This is a genomic window from Pseudomonas sp. H1_D04, from assembly GCF_054683855.1.
In genome coordinates this window covers 1,739,391-1,755,820 of sequence record NZ_CP162826.1, presented here as the reverse complement: position 1 = coordinate 1,755,820, position 16,430 = coordinate 1,739,391, and the positions used below count along the sequence as shown (strand labels likewise).

Sequence of the window (16,430 nt, the reverse complement as noted above, 5' to 3'; positions counted from 1 at the left end):
GCCCCGCGCTGGGCTGCGTAGCAGCCCCTCCTACAGTCACCGCATTTCTCCAAGTGAAATGCGGTAGCCGGATTTGGGGTTGCTTCGCACCCCAGCGCGGGGCAAGCCCGCTCACCACAAAAAAAGCAGTTGTCATGAGCGCGGCTTTTAATTTTCTCAGGATAAAAATAATTAAGGACGAGAAATGCACCAGCAAGAAAAGGGTTTGAAACGTGGCCTAAGTGCCCGACATATTCGCTTCATGGCACTGGGGTCGGCCATCGGCACCGGGCTGTTCTACGGCTCCGCCTCGGCTATCCAGATGGCCGGCCCTGCCGTGCTGCTGGCCTACCTGATCGGCGGCGCCGCGGTTTTCATGGTGATGCGCGCCCTCGGTGAAATGGCCGTGCACAACCCGGTGTCCGGTTCCTTCGGCCAGTACGCCAGCACCTATCTAGGCCCCATGGCCGGGTTTATTCTCGGTTGGACCTACGCGTTTGAAATGATCATCGTCTGCCTCGCCGACGTCACCGCGTTCGGCATCTATATGGGCTTCTGGTTTCCCGACGTCGCGCGCTGGGTCTGGGTGCTCGGCATTGTGTTTCTGATCGGCGGCCTGAACCTGTGCAACGTCAAAGTCTTTGGCGAGATGGAGTTCTGGCTGTCGCTGCTCAAGGTCGGCGCGATTGTCGCGATGATCCTCGGCGGCTTCGGCATCATGCTGTTCGGTATCCATTCGGCGGGCGAGACCCAGGCCAGCGGCCTGAGCAACCTGTGGGCCCACGGCGGCTTTATGCCTAACGGTGTTGGCGGCCTGATCGCCTCGTTCGCGGTGGTGATGTTCGCCTTCGGCGGTATCGAAATCATCGGCATCACCGCTGGCGAAGCCAAAGACCCGCAGCGCGTAATTCCCAAGGCGATCAACGCCGTGCCGCTGCGCATCCTATTGTTCTACGTGCTGACCCTGTTTGTGCTGATGGCTATCTACCCATGGCCCCAGATCGGCAGCCAGGGCAGCCCGTTCGTGCAGATATTCAGTAACCTCGGCATAGGCTCGGCGGCGACCATTCTCAATATTGTGGTGATCTCGGCGGCAGTCTCGGCGATCAACAGTGACATCTTCGGTGCCGGGCGCATGATGTACGGCCTCGCTCAACAAGGGCAGGCGCCCAAGGGTTTTGCCCAGTTGTCCAAACAGGGCGTGCCATGGATGACCGTGGTGGTGATGGGCGCAGCGCTGCTCGGCGGCGTGCTGCTCAACTACCTGATCCCGGAAAACGTGTTCCTGGTGATTGCCTCGATTGCCACCTTCGCTACCGTGTGGGTATGGCTGATGATTCTGTTCACCCAGGTCGCCATGCGTCGCTCGATGACTAAAGAACAGGTCGCTGAGCTGAAATTCCCGGTGCCGTTCTGGCCCTATGCGCCGGCGGCGGCCATCGTATTCATGCTGTTTGTGTTTGGTGTGCTGGGTTACTTCCCGGACACCCAGGCGGCCTTGCTGGTCGGCGCCGTGTGGATCGTGCTGCTGGTCGTTGCCTACCTGCTGTGGGTCAAACCCGCCGCCGGGCAAACGGCCAACGTCCAATACGACCCGGCTGTGTCTCATCGATAACTTAGGGAGGCGTTGATGAAAACCCTTTGGCAACACTGCCACGTTGCAACCATGGCTCAAGGTAACTACTCGATCATCGAGGATGCTGCCATGGTCACTGCCGGCTCACTCATCGAGTGGATCGGCCCGCGCAGCCAAGTGCCGACGGCGGACTACGCCCAGGTGCATGACCTGCAAGGCGCATGGGTCACTCCGGGGCTGATCGACTGCCACACCCACACGGTGTTTGGTGGCAATCGCAGTGGCGAATTCGAGCAGCGCCTTGAGGGCGTTAGCTATGCCGAGATCGCGGCCAAGGGCGGCGGTATCGCCAGCACCGTGCGCGCCACCCGCGCCGCCAGCGAGGATGAACTGTTCGACAGCGCCCGCAAGCGCCTGCGCAGTCTGCTGCGCGACGGCGTGACCACAGTGGAGATCAAATCCGGCTACGGCCTGGACCTGGCCAACGAACGCAAGATGTTGCGCGTGGCCCGGCGTCTCGGCGATGAGCTGCCGGTCAGCGTGCGCTCCACCTGCCTGGCGGCCCATGCGTTACCGCCGGAGTACAAGGACCGCGCCGACGACTACATCGAGCATATCTGCAGCGAGATGCTACCGGCCCTGGCGGCGGAAGGGCTGGTGGACGCTGTGGATGCCTTCTGCGAATACCTGGCGTTTTCCACTGAGCAAGTGGAGCGCGTGTTCAAGGTCGCCCAGCAGTTGGGCCTGCCGGTAAAACTGCACGCCGAGCAACTCTCGTCGTTGCACGGCTCCAGCCTGGCGGCGCGTTATCGCGCGTTGTCGGCGGACCACCTGGAATTCATGACCGAAGAAGACGCCATTGCCATGGCTGCATCCGGCACCGTCGCCGTGCTGCTGCCAGGGGCGTTCTACTTCCTGCGCGAAACCCAGTTGCCACCGATGGAGGCCCTGCGCAAACACGGCGTGAAAATCGCCATCGCCAGTGACCTCAACCCCGGCACCTCGCCGGCACTGTCGGTGCGCCTGATGCTCAACATGGCCTGCACTCTGTTCCGCATGACCCCGGAAGAGGCCCTGGCCGGCGTCACGCAACATGCGGCCACCGCATTGGGCATGGGCGCTACCCATGGCTCACTGGAAGTGGGCAAAGTGGCGGATTTTGTAGCGTGGCAGATTGATCGTCCCGCCGACCTCGCCTACTGGCTGGGCGGCGAGCTGGATAAACGCGTCGTGCGCCATGGCGTCGATGTCACTGTGTAAGGAGTGCTGTTGTGGATAAGGTTCTGAATTTCAAACAAGGCCGCACCCCGCTGCTGATCAGCATGCCCCACGCCGGCGTGCGTTTGACACCTGCGGTCGAAGCCGGGTTGATCCCCGAGGCGCAAAGCCTGCCGGACACCGATTGGCATATCCCCACGCTGTATGACTTTGCCGAAGAGCTCGGCGCCAGCACCCTCTCGGCGGAGTACTCGCGCTTTGTCATCGACCTCAACCGGCCGTCCGACGACAAGCCGCTGTACGCCGGCGCCACCACCGGCTTGTACCCGGCCACGCTATTTGAGGGTGTGCCGTTGTTTCGTGAAGGCCTGGAGCCCAGCGAGGCAGAACGCGCCACTTACCTGCAAAAGATCTGGGGCCCGTATCACCGCGCGCTGCAAGAGGAACTGGCGCGGCTCAAGGGCGAGTTCGGCTACGCGCTGCTGTTCGACGCACACTCGATCCGCTCTGTGATCCCGCACCTGTTCGACGGCAAACTACCGGACTTCAACCTCGGCACCTTTAACGGGGCCGCCTGCGATCCCGAACTGGCCAGCCAGCTGGAAGCCATCTGCGCCGCCCATCCGCAGTACACCCATGTGCTGAACGGGCGCTTCAAGGGCGGCCATATCACCCGGCATTACGGCGACCCGGCGCAGGATATTCATGCGGTGCAGTTGGAGTTGTGCCAGAGCACTTATATGGAGGAGTTCGAGCCGTTCCGTTATCGCGCGGATTTGGCTGAGCCGACGCGGGTGGTGTTGAAGCAGTTGCTGGAAGGTTTTTTGGTCTGGGGACGTGGGCACTATTAAAAAAAAGTACAGATGCGATTTCCTGCTCAGAACGCGCACCTGTATTTTTCAGCTATCAGATGGAGTGTTGTCCGCTGTTTGAAAGGTAAAAGTGGCCATTGATATTAATGGGGGCTTTGTTCTCATCGAGTGTGTTGAGGTCAATGTTGCCCTCAATGGATTTAAAGTCATTACTCCATTCGTATTTGATCACCCCTGTTTTACCCAGGTAGATGAGTTCGTCTGACTTTTTCTTCTCATAGTCAATGTTCACAATTCAAAAATAGCTTGCACTGTTTATAATCGGCGCCTCAGGGGGAAGAGCTGGGAACATCTCGACCCTACCGTGTAGCTGATATCTGGGCAGGTAAATGTGTATCGCGCGTATTTCATGAGGTTTCTTGTTTGTTTCGGAGATGTCCTGAAATGCCGCTATCATCCAGCAGCTGCTACCTGAATTATCTTTGATCAGCGCGATGTTGATTTTATTGGCGAGAAAAATGTCTTTCTCGTTTGCGTATTGCACTGTTGCTTCAAAGATCTCAGTTATGGGTTTATTGCTCGGGTACGTTGGCGTGGTCATTATTGCTCTCCGGAAAGTCAGTGTCTTTCCGTAAACAGTAAAGACGCCCCTGAGAGTTGCTCTACTGTTATATATGACAGTTTTTTAGGTGAAGTAGTCATTTCAGCGTGGGTGGTTATCAGCTTTTGAATTAAGAGCGATTAACTATTCATTGGCGTGGTTCCAGAGCACCGTAGAGGGCAGTGTTCGAACCGCTCATTTATCACGCAACGGTCCGAGCCGATGACGACTGACAGTCGACACAGTGCAACTGCCGGTCGCACCCGGTCGTGTTTATCGAGGTCTTGCTGGGTAAGGTTGTGGATACGGCGCATCAGATGCCACTCCCCACAATAAAAACTGCCGAGTGAGACCGCTTTCATGAAACGACTATTCAACCGCTATCTGTTGACCCTCACCGGCGCCGTACTGCTCAGTGCGCAAGCCATGGCGGCCGAGCCGGCCTCCTGCAAGTCCATCCGAATGGGCGTGGTCAGTTGGACCGATGTGGTCGCCACCTCCGGCATGGCTGACGTGCTGCTCAACGGTTTGGGCTACGACAGCAAACAGACCAGTGCGGTGCAGCAGATTATCTTTGCCGGCATCCGGGATAAGCGCCTGGATATCTTTCTTGGCTACTGGAAACCGGCGATGGACAACAACATCGCCCCCTTCCTGGCGGCCAAACAGGTCAAGGTGCTCGACACGCCGAGCCTCGCCGACGCCCAAGCTTCCCTGGCCGTGCCGCAATACGTGGCCGATGCCGGGTTGAGGACCTTCTCCGACATTGCCCGATTCAAGAACCAACTGGGTGGCAAACTCTACGGTATCGAGCCCGGCAGCGGTGCCAATACTGATATTCAGAAAATGATCGACACCAACCGCTTCGGCCTCGGCGACTTCAAACTGGTGGCCTCCGGTGAGGCGGGGATGTTGGCGGCGGTGCAGCGCGCTGTAAATCGCAAGGAGTTCGTGGTGTTTGTCGGTTGGACCCCGCACCCGATGAACCTCAATATGAAAATGACCTACCTCACCGGCAGCGAAGACGTATTCGGTCTCGACGAAGGCCGCGCTACCGTCTCCACCGTGACGGCGCCGGACTTTGCCGAACGCTGCCCAAATGTCCATCGACTCTTGGAAAACCTCACCTTCACCGCTGCCCAAGAGAGCCAGTTGATGGTGCCGATCATGGCGCGCCAGTCGCCCCAGGACGTGGCTAAACAGTGGTTGCGCGACCATCCGCAGGATTTGCAGCGCTGGCTGGCAGGTGTTACAGCGTTTGATGGCCGCGATGGCGTGGCGGCAGTGCTGGCAAGCCTCAAACCCTAAGCCAAATGCAGTCCCTTCCTCCTTGAACCTGCTGTGCTAGAGATCATTGTGCATGTACCCAATTTCCCCACGGCTTGCCGCCTTCGTCGAAAAGACCGCTTCCTTCACCGGCGACGATCCATCGCTGGCCGGCATACGCCAGAGCTACTAGCGCATGTGCCAAGCGTTCACCCCACCCATGCCGGACGGCTTGCAGGTGTCTGACTTTCCCCTCGCAGGCGTTGGCGTGCGCAGCTACCTCCCCCCGTCAGCCCCACCGGCCGATGGTTGGCCCTGCCTCCTTTATATGCACGGCGGCGGATGGGTAGTCGGCGGCCTGGATTCCCACGACTTTATTTGCTTCGAATTGGCCAGTGCGTTGAACGTTTTGGTGATCGCCATCGACTACCGCCTTGCCCCGGAACACCCGTTCCCCGCGGCCTATCAAGATTGCCGCGCCGTGTGGCGGGCGATCCAGTCGGGGGAGGGGCCGCACGCCATTAACCTGCAACGTATTGTCGTGATGGGTGACAGTGCCGGTGGCAATCTGGCCGCTGCGCTGTGCCTGGGGCTGCGCGACGCCCGTGAACCGTTGCCCCGCGCCCAAGTGTTGATTTACCCCGGCCTTGGTGGCACGGCTGACTTACCCTCGCGCCGAGATTGCATGGCCGCACCCTTGCTCAGCACCGCTGATGCGGAGCACTACCTGGCGCTTTACCTGCGCGGATCGGGCAAGGATTCACCCTATGCCATGCCGCTGCTGGCCCAGGATTACTGTGGATTGCCCAAGGCATTGATCGCCGTCGCCCAATTCGACCCGTTGCGCGACGACGGCATGTTGTATGCCGAGCGACTGCAAGCGGCGGGCGTGACCACGGTGCTTTATCCGGGAAAGGGCCTGGTCCATGGCTGTTTGCGCGCACGAGGCCAAGTGGCGGAGGTGGACCAATTGTTCGACTATCTGCTGAATTACCTGCAGGGCGAAGGGCTGACACAGGTCTAAGCGCTCAAGGACATGCTCATTGCACAATTCGGGTTTATAGTGCCAGACGGCAAAATAAAAGACGTCCCCTCAGGGATGAACCCGACCCCCTACGGAGCGCGCAATGCAGACTTGGTACCCGCAGATCAAACCCTACGCCCGGCACGATCTGGCAGTCGATGACACCCACACCCTGTATGTCGATGAAAGTGGCTCCCCCGAAGGCTTGCCTGTCGTCTTTATCCACGGGGGCCCTGGTTCCGGTTGCGACGCCCAGAGTCGCTGCTATTTCGATCCTAATCTGTACCGCATTGTCACCTTCGACCAGCGAGGTTGCGGGCGCTCCACGCCCCGCGCCAGTCTGGAAAACAACACCACCTGGGACTTGGTCGCCGACCTTGAGCGTATCCGCGAGCACCTGGGCATCGACAAATGGGTGTTGTTCGGCGGCTCTTGGGGCTCGACCCTGGCTCTGGCCTACGCGCAAACCCACCCTGAGCGTGTGCATGGCCTGATCGTGCGCGGCATTTTCCTGGCCCGACCGCAGGACATCGAATGGTTTTACCAAACCGGCGCCAGCCGCTTGTTCCCGGATTACTGGCAGGACTACCTAGCGCCGATTCCTGCGGACGAGCGTCACGATATGATTGCCGCCTACCACAAGCGCCTGACCGGTAACGACCAGATCGCCCAGATGCACGCGGCCAAAGCCTGGTCCGGCTGGGAAGGTCGCATGCTGGGCCTGTGCCCAAGCCCACAGCATGTGGAGCGTTTTTCCGAGCCGCAGCGCGCGCTGTCCATCGCGCGGATTGAATGCCACTACTTCACCAATAACTCCTTTCTGGAACCCAACCAGCTGATTCGCGATATGCACAAGATCGCCCATCTGCCTGGCGTAATCATCCACGGCCGCTACGATATGATCTGTCCGCTGGATAACGCGTGGGAGCTGCATCAGGCTTGGCCGAACAGCGAACTGCAGGTGATCCGCGAGGCGGGCCATGCGGCGTCCGAGCCCGGCATTACCGATGCATTGGTGCGCGCGACCGGTGAGATGGCACGGCGCCTGCTTGATCTACCGCCAGAAGAAGCATGAAGGGCCTGTTGCAACGGGTGCGTGGCGCCCGTGTCGAGGTCGAGGGTGAAGTCGTCGGTGCCATCGACCAGGGATTGCTGGTACTGGTGGCCGTTGAGCCTTCAGATACGCCGGAGAGCGCCGATAAGTTGCTGCACAAATTGCTCAACTACCGTGTGTTCAGCGACGACGAGGGCAAGATGAACCTGTCGCTCAAGGACATCGGCGGTGGTTTGCTGCTGGTGTCGCAGTTTACGTTGGCGGCGGATACCAAGAGCGGGCTGCGGCCAAGCTTCTCCACAGCGGCCCCGCCAGCCCTGGGAGCGGCGCTTTTTGATCACCTGCTGGTACAAGCGCAACAATTGCATGGCAAGGTGGCTTCGGGGCGTTTTGGTGCCGATATGCAGGTGCATTTGGTCAATGATGGCCCTGTGACCTTTCTGTTACAGACCTGAATGTATTAAAAACGACTTTTAATGCCTAAAAACGCAGGATTTCGCTACAAATACTTCGCTGCCCCTGATGCGTTGTCTCGCGGGCTACTAGATAATCGCGCGCTACGGGGATCAGCGTTGTTTGGTCCATTTTTGATTTAGGTAGAGACTTGTCCGACATCCATTGGGGAATCATTTTGACCCAGGGGAGTCGGAACAATGCTCGCCAACCTGGCATATAGATAGCTGGCCGTTGGTTTTTTGATCTGTTTTCGGCGAGGGTTGCTCGTGATTGTTAGTCCCTGTAATGCACCAAAATTGTCTGCCAAACGGTTACGAAACGCACTGGTAACGGGCTCAGCCCTGTTTTGCCTGTTCGGCGCGGGTCAGCTGTGGGCATTCAGTCTGGATGATGTGTCGGCCAAGGCAAAAGAGCTGGCTGGGCAGAAATACGAAGCTCCGCGCAGCAATCTGCCGAACGAATTTCGCGAAATGAAGTTCGCGGACTACCAGAAGATTCGTTTCCGCAACGAAAAAGCCGAATGGGCCGATCAGAACACCCCGTTCAAGCTGTCCTTCTATCACCAGGGTATGCATTTCGATACACCGGTGAAAATCAACGAAGTCACCGCTGACAGCGTGCAGGAAATCAAATACGACCCGTCGCGTTTCGATTTCGGCGATGTGAAGTTTGATCCGAAAGCAACCGAACAACTGGGTTATGCCGGTTTCCGTGTCTTGTTCCCGATCAACAAGAGCGACAAGCAAGACGAAATCATGACCATGCTCGGCGCGAGCTATTTCCGTGTCGTCGGCAAGGACCAGGTGTATGGCCTGTCCGCCCGTGGCATGGCGATAGATACTGCGCTGCCGTCTGGTGAAGAGTTCCCGCGTTTTACCGAGTTTTGGATCGAACGTCCAAAACCGGGTGACAAGCACCTGGTGATCTTTGCCCTGCTCGATTCCCCTCGTGCGACCGGTGCCTATCGCCTGATCCTGCGTCCGGGCACCGACACCGTTGTCGATGTGAAATCCCAGATGTTCCTGCGCGACAACGTCAGCAAGTTGGGCGTTGCCCCGCTGACGAGCATGTTCCTGTTCGGCGCAAACCAGCCGTCCAAGGTGCTCAACTACCGTCGCGAACTGCACGACTCCAGCGGTCTGTCGATCCATGCCGGTAACGGTGAGTGGATCTGGCGCCCACTGAACAATCCTAAACACCTGTCGGTCAGCAACTTCACCGTAGAGAACCCGCGTGGTTTCGGCCTGCTGCAACGCGGCCGCAACTTCAGCCACTACGAAGACCTGGACGACAACTACGACAAGCGCCCAAGCGCCTGGATCGAGCCTGAAGGTGATTGGGGCAAAGGTTCCGTCGATCTGGTCGAGATCCCGACCGCCGACGAAACCAACGACAACATCGTTGCCTTCTGGAGCCCGGCTGTACTGCCGAAAGTCGGCGAGCCGCTGGAAGTCGCCTACCGCCTGCACTGGACTCTGGACGACGCCGCGTTCCACTCGCCGGACAGCGCTTGGGTCAAGCAGACCCTGCGTTCCACGGGTGACGTGAAACAGTCCAACCTGATCCGTCAGCCTGATGGCAGCGTCGCCTACCTGGTGGACTTTGAAGGCCCGTCCCTGAAGAAACTCCTGCCGGACGCCCCGGTGCGCAGCCAAGTGAGCGTGGGTGACAACGCTGAAGTGGTAGAAAACAGCGTGCGTTACAACGAACACACCAAAGGCTGGCGTTTGACCCTGCGCATGAAGATCAAAGACGCAGGCAAACCGACCGAAATGCGTGCTGCCCTGGTTCAGGATATCCCGCAGCCAGAGCCGGAGAAGGTTTCGACCCAGGTGCTCAAGGCTGACAAGGTCCTGGCCAAGCAACACGAGAAACAGGCCAAGAAAGACGCGAAAGACAAGGAAGCCAAGCAGCCAGAAGCTGCCCCAGCCACACCGGAGCCGATCAAGACCGAGCAAGTCCTGACCGAAACCTGGAGCTATCAGTTGCCTGCCGATGAGTAATTCTCAAGTCCAGCCAGAAACTCTGTCCGAGTATCTGGCGCATCTCCCGATGACCGCTGAGCAGCGCGCCGAACTGGCGGGCTGCACATCCTTCACCGAGTTGCACGAGCGTTTGTCGTCCGCAACCTTTGACGCGCCCGTCGACGCCGCCCAGGCGTCGGTTGGCCGCCGCTTGACCCTTAGCACCGCCGAGGAGCTGCAAGACGCCGAAATGCTGGCGCTCGACGCCAGCGGTCGCGTGTGCCTCAAGGCCACGCCACCGATTCGGCGCACCCGTGTGGTGCCGGAGCCTTGGCGTACCAATATCCTGGTGCGCGGCTGGCGCCGCCTCACCGGCCGCAGCAATCCGCCGGCACCGCCGAAAGATGAGCGCGTATTGCCGGCCGCGCGCTGGCGTACCGTGGGTTCGATCCGTCGCTACATCCTGCTGGTGCTGATGCTTGGTCAGACCATCGTTGCCGGCTGGTACATGAAAGGCATCATGCCGTACCAGGGCTGGTCGCTGGTTGACTTCGACGAGATCCGCAACCAGACCCTGCTGCAAACCGCTACTCAGGTACTGCCTTACGCGCTGCAAACCAGCATCCTGATCATGTTCGGGATCTTGTTCTGCTGGGTGTCGGCCGGTTTCTGGACCGCCTTGATGGGCTTTCTGGAACTGCTTACCGGACACGATAAATACCGTATCTCCGGTAAAAGTGCCGGCGACGAGCCGATTCCGAAAGACGCCCGTACCGCGCTGGTGATGCCGATTTGCAACGAAGACGTGCCGCGTGTATTCGCCGGTTTGCGTGCGACGTTTGAGTCTGTGGCCGCTACCGGTGACCTGGACCGCTTCGACTTTTTCGTGCTCAGCGACAGTAATGACGCCGACATCTGCATCGCTGAACAGCAAGCCTGGCTCGACGTGTGCCGCGAGGCCGGTGGTTTCGGCAAGATCTTCTATCGCCGCCGTCGCCGTCGCGTAAAGCGCAAGAGCGGCAACCTCGACGACTTCTGCCGTCGCTGGGGCGGTGACTATAAGTACATGGTCGTGCTCGACGCCGACTCCGTGATGAGCGGCGAATGCCTGACCAGCCTGGTGCGCTTGATGGAAGCCACGCCGGATGCCGGGATTATCCAGACCGCGCCCCGTGCGTCGGGCATGGACACCCTGTATGCGCGCATGCAGCAATTCGCCACTCGTGTGTACGGCCCGCTGTTTACCGCTGGCCTGCACTTCTGGCAGTTGGGCGAATCCCACTACTGGGGTCACAACGCGATCATCCGCATGAAGCCGTTCATCGAGCACTGCGCCCTGGCGCCGTTGCCGGGTAAAGGCGCGTTCGCCGGCTCCATCCTGTCCCACGACTTCGTTGAAGCTGCGCTGATGCGCCGTGCCGGCTGGGGCGTGTGGATTGCCTACGACCTGCCTGGCAGCTACGAAGAACTGCCGCCGAACCTGCTGGACGAACTCAAGCGTGACCGTCGCTGGTGCCACGGTAACCTGATGAACTTCCGCCTGTTCCTGGTTAAAGGCATGCACCCGGTGCACCGCGCGGTGTTCCTGACCGGCGTGATGTCCTACCTGTCGGCACCGTTGTGGTTTCTGTTCCTGGTGTTGTCCACAGCCTTGCTGGCGGTGAACACGCTGATGGAGCCGCAGTACTTCATGGCTCCCCGCCAGCTGTACCCACTGTGGCCGCAATGGCATCCGGACAAGGCGGTGGCGCTGTTCTCCACCACCATCGTGTTGCTGTTCCTGCCTAAGTTGCTGAGCATCATCCTGATCTGGGCCAAGGGCGCGAAAGAGTTCGGTGGCAAGTTCAAGGTGACCTTGTCGATGCTGCTGGAGATGCTGTTTTCCATGCTGCTGGCGCCTGTGCGCATGATCTTCCACACCCGTTTCGTTCTTGCCGCGTTCCTCGGCTGGGCCGCGACCTGGAACTCGCCACAGCGTGACGACGACTCCACGCCGTGGAGTGAAGCGGTCAAGCGGCACGGTCCGCAAACCGTGCTGGGCTTCCTGTGGGCGCTGCTGGTGGTGTGGCTGAACCCAAGCTTCCTGTGGTGGCTAGTGCCGATCGTGGGTTCGCTGATGCTGTCGATCCCGGTGTCGGTGATCTCCAGCCGGGTCAAGCTGGGCCTCAAGTCCCGTGACGAGAGCCTGTTCCTGATCCCTGAGGAGTACAACCCGCCGCAAGCGCTGCTGTCGACGGAGAAGTACACCCATGAAAACCGTTGGCACGCCCTCAATGACGGGTTCGTGCGTTCGGTGGTTGATCCGCAGCAGAACGCCCTGGCCTGCGCCCTGGCGACCTCGCGTCACCGTGAGGCTGAGCCTATCGAGTACCTGCGTATCGAACGTGTGCGTCACGCGTTGAAAGTCGGCCCGGCCGGCCTCAACAACGGTGAGCGTCTGGCTTTGCTCAGTGATCCGGTGGCCCTTGCCCGCCTGCACGAGCAGGTCTGGAGCGAAGGACATGCCGAGTGGCTCGCCGCTTGGCGTGATTCGATCAAGGCCGACCCGCACGCGCCGTTGCTACCGCTGCAACCGCTGTCCTCCCAGGCCCAACCGGCCTGATTCAGACACCCCCGAGGGCTCACTTCGGGGGTGTTCGAAGCGCTGGTCCTACAGCGTTTCCCGCCTCTTCTTTGTCTTCCTGACGCCCTGTTATTTCGAAACAAAAGACCCTCGTCCGAGGCGTATTTGCGTGCCCGCGACTAGGTTAGGATCGCCCCCCAATTTTCTTGGCTGCGAGGGATTCATGCTCAAAAGGTATTGTTCGGCATTGCTTATCAGCGCTGCTGCATTGATTCAAATCAGCCAGGTGCACGCGGGTGCGATTGACGACGCCGTCCGGCGTGGTGTGCTCAAGGTTGGCACCACCCCCACCTATATCCCTTTCGAAATGACCGATAAACAGGGGCGCATTGTCGGCTTTGAAATTGACCTGCTCAACGTGATGAGCCAGGCGCTGGGGGTGGAACTTGAACTGGTCGTGATGCCCTACACCGAACTGTTGCCGGGCTTGCTGACGAAAAAATTCGACTTGATCGGCAGTGGTATGACTGTCACTCAGGAGCGCAACTTAAGGCTGAACTTCAGTGACGCTTTCATCGTGGTTGGCCAGAGCGTACTGCTGCACCCCCGTCTGGCGGGCAAGGTCAGCAGTATTGAAGACCTGGACGATGCCGGTTACAGAATCGCTGTCACTGAGGGCACCACCGGCAAAGCAGCGGCTCAACGGTTTTTGGGGGCGGCCCGACTGAGTAGTTTTGCCACGCCGGAGGAAGGGGTTCGCCAGGTCGTAGCGGGGGAGGCCGATGCCTTTATCCATGACGCACCCTACAACCTGATCGCGGTGAACCGGGCGGAGAACGGCACGCTGCTGGCGCTGGAGCAACCGTTTACATTCGAACCCTTGGCGTTTGGCGTAAAAAAGGGCGATTTCGACAGCATTAACTGGATCAACCATTTCTTGAACCAAGTGGCCCAGGATGGGACCTATGATCGGCTGCATGACAAGTGGTTCAAGGACACCACTTGGCTGGCAGAACTCGACTGAAAGTCATAACTGCTTACATATCAACCCATTGCCGTGTCAGGTTGCGCAAGTGTCTACCCCTGCGGTTGACCGCAGCGTCGTGGGTCTTTTCCTACATACCCTGATAACAATTGCCCGTGAAACCTTTGTGACGGGCAACGAGTGGGTTAGGATCGCACCCCGAAATGGTGCAGCCCTTTTTGCGCGCCGACCTTATAAGAATCGTTCAGGGGACTTGATGATGAAAAAGTATCTTTCGATGCTGCTGCTTGGCGTCACCGCGCTGGTCGCGGCCAATGCGGCCCAGGCTGGCGCCATCGACGATGCGGTCAAGCGCGGCACGCTGAAAGTCGGCATGGATCCGACCTACATGCCGTTCGAGATGACAGACAAGCGCGGTGAGATCATCGGCTTCGAAGTTGACATCCTCAAGGCCATGGCCAAGTCCATGGGCGTCAAGCTGGAGCTGGTTTCCACGGGTTATGACGGCATCATCCCAGCGTTCCTGACCGGCAAATTCGACATGATCGGCAGCGGCATGACCCTGACCCAGGAACGCAACCTGCGCCTGAACTTCAGCGAACCCTTCATCGTGGTCGGCCAGACTCTGCTGATTCGCAAGGACCTGGAAGGCACCATCAAGTCCTACAAAGACCTGAACGACGAGAAATACCGCCTGACCTCCAAGCTTGGCACCACCGGTGAAATGGTCGCCAAGAAGCTGATCTCCAAAGCCAAGTACCACGGCTATGACAACGAGCAGGAAGGCGTGCTGGACGTAGTTAACGGCAAGGCCGATGCCTTTGTGTATGACGCACCGTACAACGTGGTTGCCGAGAAGAAAGTCGGCAACGGCAAGCTGGTGTTCCTGGACGAACCCTTCACTTTCGAGCCATTGGCGTTTGGCCTGAAGAAAGGTGATTACGACAGCATCAACTTCATCAACAACTTCCTGCACCAGATCAAGAACGACGGCACCTACGATCGCATTCATGACAAGTGGTTCAAGAGCTCAGAGTGGCTCAAGGACATGGAATAAAGGCTGTCCTGTAGTGAGCGGGCTTGCCCCGCGTTGGGGGGCGAAGCCGCCCTAAATCCAGACGCAGCGGTGTTTCAGAGAGACCGAGGCGCATGATTTTGGGGCTACTTGCCCCCCCCAGCGCGGGGCAAGCCCGCTCACTACACAAAGGCGCATGCCTTCGAATTTTTTGGATGTCGAGTAATGAAACAGAAAAAAGCCCAATGGCCCTGGCACCTGCTGACCGTGGTCGTGCTGGTCGGCCTGGCCGGCGCCTTGTACTACGCTACCTCGCTGATGTCCTACGAATGGCGCTGGAACCGCGTGCCGCAATACTTCGCCTACCAGGCCGAAGAAGCACAGCGTGCAGCGGACATCTCCACCGTCATTGAGCTGGTTCGTAACGGCGACGTCGCCGAAGTGACCCTGCGCAACGACGCTGGCAACGAGCAAAAGGTGACGGTTGCCGACAACAGTCTGCAAGTGGCGCGCGGTGATGACGTGGCCGAAGGCGATGTCATTGGTGTGAATCGTCATTGGGCGTTGGGCCCGCTGATGTGGGGGTTGTGGACCACGCTGTGGCTGTCGGTGGTTTCCGGGATTTTGGGCCTGGCGATTGGCCTTGCCACCGGTTTGTGCCGACTTTCCAACAACCCGACCTTGCGTGATCTGTCGACGATCTACGTCGAACTGGTACGTGGCACCCCGCTGCTGGTGCAAATCTTCATTTTCTATTTCTTCATTGGCACGGTGCTCAACCTGTCACGGGAATTTGCCGGGATCGCCGCGCTGTCGCTGTTCACCGGCGCCTATGTGGCCGAAATCGTTCGCGCCGGCGTGCAGTCCATCACCCGCGGGCAGAACGAAGCCGCGCGCTCCTTGGGCCTGAGTGCCAGCCAGTCGATGCGCCATGTGGTGCTGCCGCAAGCCTTCAAGCGCGTACTGCCGCCCTTGGCAGGGCAATTCATCAGCTTGGTGAAAGACACGTCCCTGGTCTCGGTGATCGCCATTACCGAACTGCTCAAGAGCGGTCGCGAAGTCATCACGACCTCGTTCTCGCCGTTTGAAATCCTGTTCTGCGTCGCAGGCCTGTACCTGCTGATCAACCTGCCGCTGTCGAAAATGGCCAGCCGGCTTGAGCGGAGGCTCGCCCAAAGTGATTGAAGTCCGCGATCTGGTAAAAGTCTTCGACACCCGTGGCCATGTAGTGCGTGCGGTAGACCATGTGACCACCCAGGTGGCCAAGGGCGAAGTGCTGGTGGTGATCGGCCCGTCCGGCTCCGGCAAGTCGACTTTCCTGCGTTGCCTCAATGGCCTGGAAGAGTTCGACTCGGGCTCGGTGAGCATCGACGGCCTGCAACTGGCCGATCCGAAAACCGACGTGAACGCCTATCGTCGTGAAGTCGGCATGGTGTTCCAGCACTTCAACCTGTTCCCCCACATGACCGTGTTGGAGAACCTGTGCCTGGCGCAAAAAGTCGTGCGCAAGCGCGGCAAGCAAGAGCGCGAAGCCAAGGCCTTGGCCCTGCTGGAAAAGGTCGGCATTGCACAGAAGGCCAACGAGTTCCCATCACGCCTGTCCGGCGGCCAGCAACAACGGGTGGCGATCGCCCGGGCGCTGGCGATGGAGCCCAAGGTGATGCTGTTCGACGAGCCCACCTCGGCCCTCGACCCGGAAATGGTCGGCGAAGTGCTGGACGTGATGAAGACCTTGGCCCTGGAAGGCATGACGATGGTCTGCGTTACCCACGAAATGGGCTTCGCCCGCGAAGTGGCGGACCGTGTGTTGTTCTTCGATCACGGCAAGTTGTTGGAAGATGCAGCACCGGCCGAGTTTTTTGATTCGCCAAAAGACCCGCGTGCCCAAGCGTTCCTGCGTCAGGTTCTGTAAGCCCA

The 16,430-nt window shown here is 59.3% G+C and carries 13 protein-coding genes and 1 pseudogene; 13 read left to right on the top strand and 1 reads right to left on the bottom strand.

Going from position 1 to position 16,430, the window contains the following annotated elements:
• Nucleotides 1-184 precede the first annotated feature (184 nt).
• Genes AB4N82_RS08070 through hutG form a run of 3 tightly spaced genes read left to right on the top strand, consistent with a single transcriptional unit; the run spans nt 185 to nt 3,624 of the window.
• The gene (locus AB4N82_RS08070) at nt 185-1,594 is read left to right on the top strand and encodes an amino acid permease (RefSeq protein WP_032890178.1); all 1,410 of its coding nucleotides are present in this window, start codon (nt 185-187) and stop codon (nt 1,592-1,594) included.
• A gap of 15 nt (nt 1,595-1,609) precedes the next feature.
• On the top strand, nt 1,610-2,815 hold the full coding sequence (gene hutI, locus AB4N82_RS08065) for an imidazolonepropionase (RefSeq protein WP_122764246.1): 1,206 nt from the start codon (nt 1,610-1,612) through the stop codon (nt 2,813-2,815).
• Nucleotides 2,816-2,826: 11 nt separating this feature from the next.
• Nucleotides 2,827-3,624 (top strand): N-formylglutamate deformylase, encoded by a 798-nt coding sequence (gene hutG, locus AB4N82_RS08060; protein WP_122764245.1) that lies wholly within the window; start codon nt 2,827-2,829, stop codon nt 3,622-3,624.
• Between the two features lie 256 nt (nt 3,625-3,880).
• On the opposite strand, the gene AB4N82_RS08055 is transcribed toward hutG, so the two are convergent.
• Complete coding sequence (locus AB4N82_RS08055) at nt 3,881-4,186, bottom strand: hypothetical protein (RefSeq protein ID WP_460104782.1); 306 nt, start codon at nt 4,184-4,186, stop codon at nt 3,881-3,883.
• Between the two features lie 360 nt (nt 4,187-4,546).
• On the opposite strand from AB4N82_RS08055, the gene choX reads away from it, so the two are divergent.
• The 10 genes and pseudogenes from choX to AB4N82_RS08005 all read left to right on the top strand — a co-directional run bounded on the left by choX (nt 4,547) and on the right by AB4N82_RS08005 (nt 16,425).
• A complete protein-coding gene (choX, locus tag AB4N82_RS08050) occupies nt 4,547-5,494 on the top strand; it encodes a choline ABC transporter substrate-binding protein (RefSeq protein ID WP_122764243.1) in 948 nt (315 codons plus the stop codon).
• A gap of 52 nt (nt 5,495-5,546) precedes the next feature.
• A pseudogene (locus AB4N82_RS08045) lies at nt 5,547-6,476 on the top strand (alpha/beta hydrolase).
• A gap of 103 nt (nt 6,477-6,579) precedes the next feature.
• Complete coding sequence (pip, locus tag AB4N82_RS08040) at nt 6,580-7,551, top strand: prolyl aminopeptidase (RefSeq protein WP_032890191.1); 972 nt, start codon at nt 6,580-6,582, stop codon at nt 7,549-7,551.
• Entirely contained in the window at nt 7,548-7,985 is a 438-nt protein-coding gene (gene dtd, locus AB4N82_RS08035; RefSeq protein WP_095186139.1) for a D-aminoacyl-tRNA deacylase, read from the top strand. The genes pip and dtd overlap by 4 nt, the downstream gene beginning before the upstream one ends.
• Before the next feature lie 267 nt (nt 7,986-8,252).
• Complete coding sequence (locus AB4N82_RS08030) at nt 8,253-9,989, top strand: glucan biosynthesis protein G (RefSeq protein WP_032890634.1); 1,737 nt, start codon at nt 8,253-8,255, stop codon at nt 9,987-9,989.
• Nucleotides 9,982-12,552, top strand: coding sequence for a glucans biosynthesis glucosyltransferase MdoH (mdoH, locus tag AB4N82_RS08025; protein ID WP_032890196.1), 2,571 nt, complete (start codon nt 9,982-9,984; stop codon nt 12,550-12,552). Before AB4N82_RS08030 ends, mdoH begins: the two co-directional genes overlap by 8 nt.
• 184 nt (nt 12,553-12,736) lie before the next feature.
• Nucleotides 12,737-13,537, top strand: a complete 801-nt coding sequence (locus AB4N82_RS08020) for a transporter substrate-binding domain-containing protein (RefSeq protein ID WP_122764241.1) — start codon at nt 12,737-12,739, stop codon at nt 13,535-13,537.
• 220 nt (nt 13,538-13,757) lie between these two features.
• Nucleotides 13,758-14,555, top strand: coding sequence for a transporter substrate-binding domain-containing protein (locus tag AB4N82_RS08015; protein WP_032890199.1), 798 nt, complete (start codon nt 13,758-13,760; stop codon nt 14,553-14,555).
• 183 nt (nt 14,556-14,738) lie between these two features.
• Nucleotides 14,739-15,698, top strand: a complete 960-nt coding sequence (locus AB4N82_RS08010; RefSeq protein ID WP_032890201.1) for an amino acid ABC transporter permease — start codon at nt 14,739-14,741, stop codon at nt 15,696-15,698.
• Nucleotides 15,691-16,425 (top strand): amino acid ABC transporter ATP-binding protein, encoded by a 735-nt coding sequence (locus AB4N82_RS08005; RefSeq protein ID WP_032890203.1) that lies wholly within the window; start codon nt 15,691-15,693, stop codon nt 16,423-16,425. The genes AB4N82_RS08010 and AB4N82_RS08005 overlap by 8 nt, the downstream gene beginning before the upstream one ends.
• The last annotated feature ends 5 nt before the right edge of the window (nt 16,426-16,430 follow it).

What these genes read in the sequence shown, in the direction of transcription:
- AB4N82_RS08070 (WP_032890178.1), top strand. Translation starts at nt 185, where the DNA reads ATGCACCAGCAAGAAAAGGGTTTGAAACGTGGCCTAAGTGCCCGACAT.
- hutI (WP_122764246.1), top strand. Translation starts at nt 1,610, where the DNA reads ATGAAAACCCTTTGGCAACACTGCCACGTTGCAACCATGGCTCAAGGT.
- AB4N82_RS08055 (WP_460104782.1), bottom strand. Translation starts at nt 4,186, where the DNA reads ATGACCACGCCAACGTACCCGAGCAATAAACCCATAACTGAGATCTTT.
- choX (WP_122764243.1), top strand. Translation starts at nt 4,547, where the DNA reads ATGAAACGACTATTCAACCGCTATCTGTTGACCCTCACCGGCGCCGTA.
- pip (WP_032890191.1), top strand. Translation starts at nt 6,580, where the DNA reads ATGCAGACTTGGTACCCGCAGATCAAACCCTACGCCCGGCACGATCTG.
- dtd (WP_095186139.1), top strand. Translation starts at nt 7,548, where the DNA reads ATGAAGGGCCTGTTGCAACGGGTGCGTGGCGCCCGTGTCGAGGTCGAG.
- mdoH (WP_032890196.1), top strand. Translation starts at nt 9,982, where the DNA reads ATGAGTAATTCTCAAGTCCAGCCAGAAACTCTGTCCGAGTATCTGGCG.
- AB4N82_RS08020 (WP_122764241.1), top strand. Translation starts at nt 12,737, where the DNA reads ATGCTCAAAAGGTATTGTTCGGCATTGCTTATCAGCGCTGCTGCATTG.
- AB4N82_RS08015 (WP_032890199.1), top strand. Translation starts at nt 13,758, where the DNA reads ATGAAAAAGTATCTTTCGATGCTGCTGCTTGGCGTCACCGCGCTGGTC.
- AB4N82_RS08010 (WP_032890201.1), top strand. Translation starts at nt 14,739, where the DNA reads ATGAAACAGAAAAAAGCCCAATGGCCCTGGCACCTGCTGACCGTGGTC.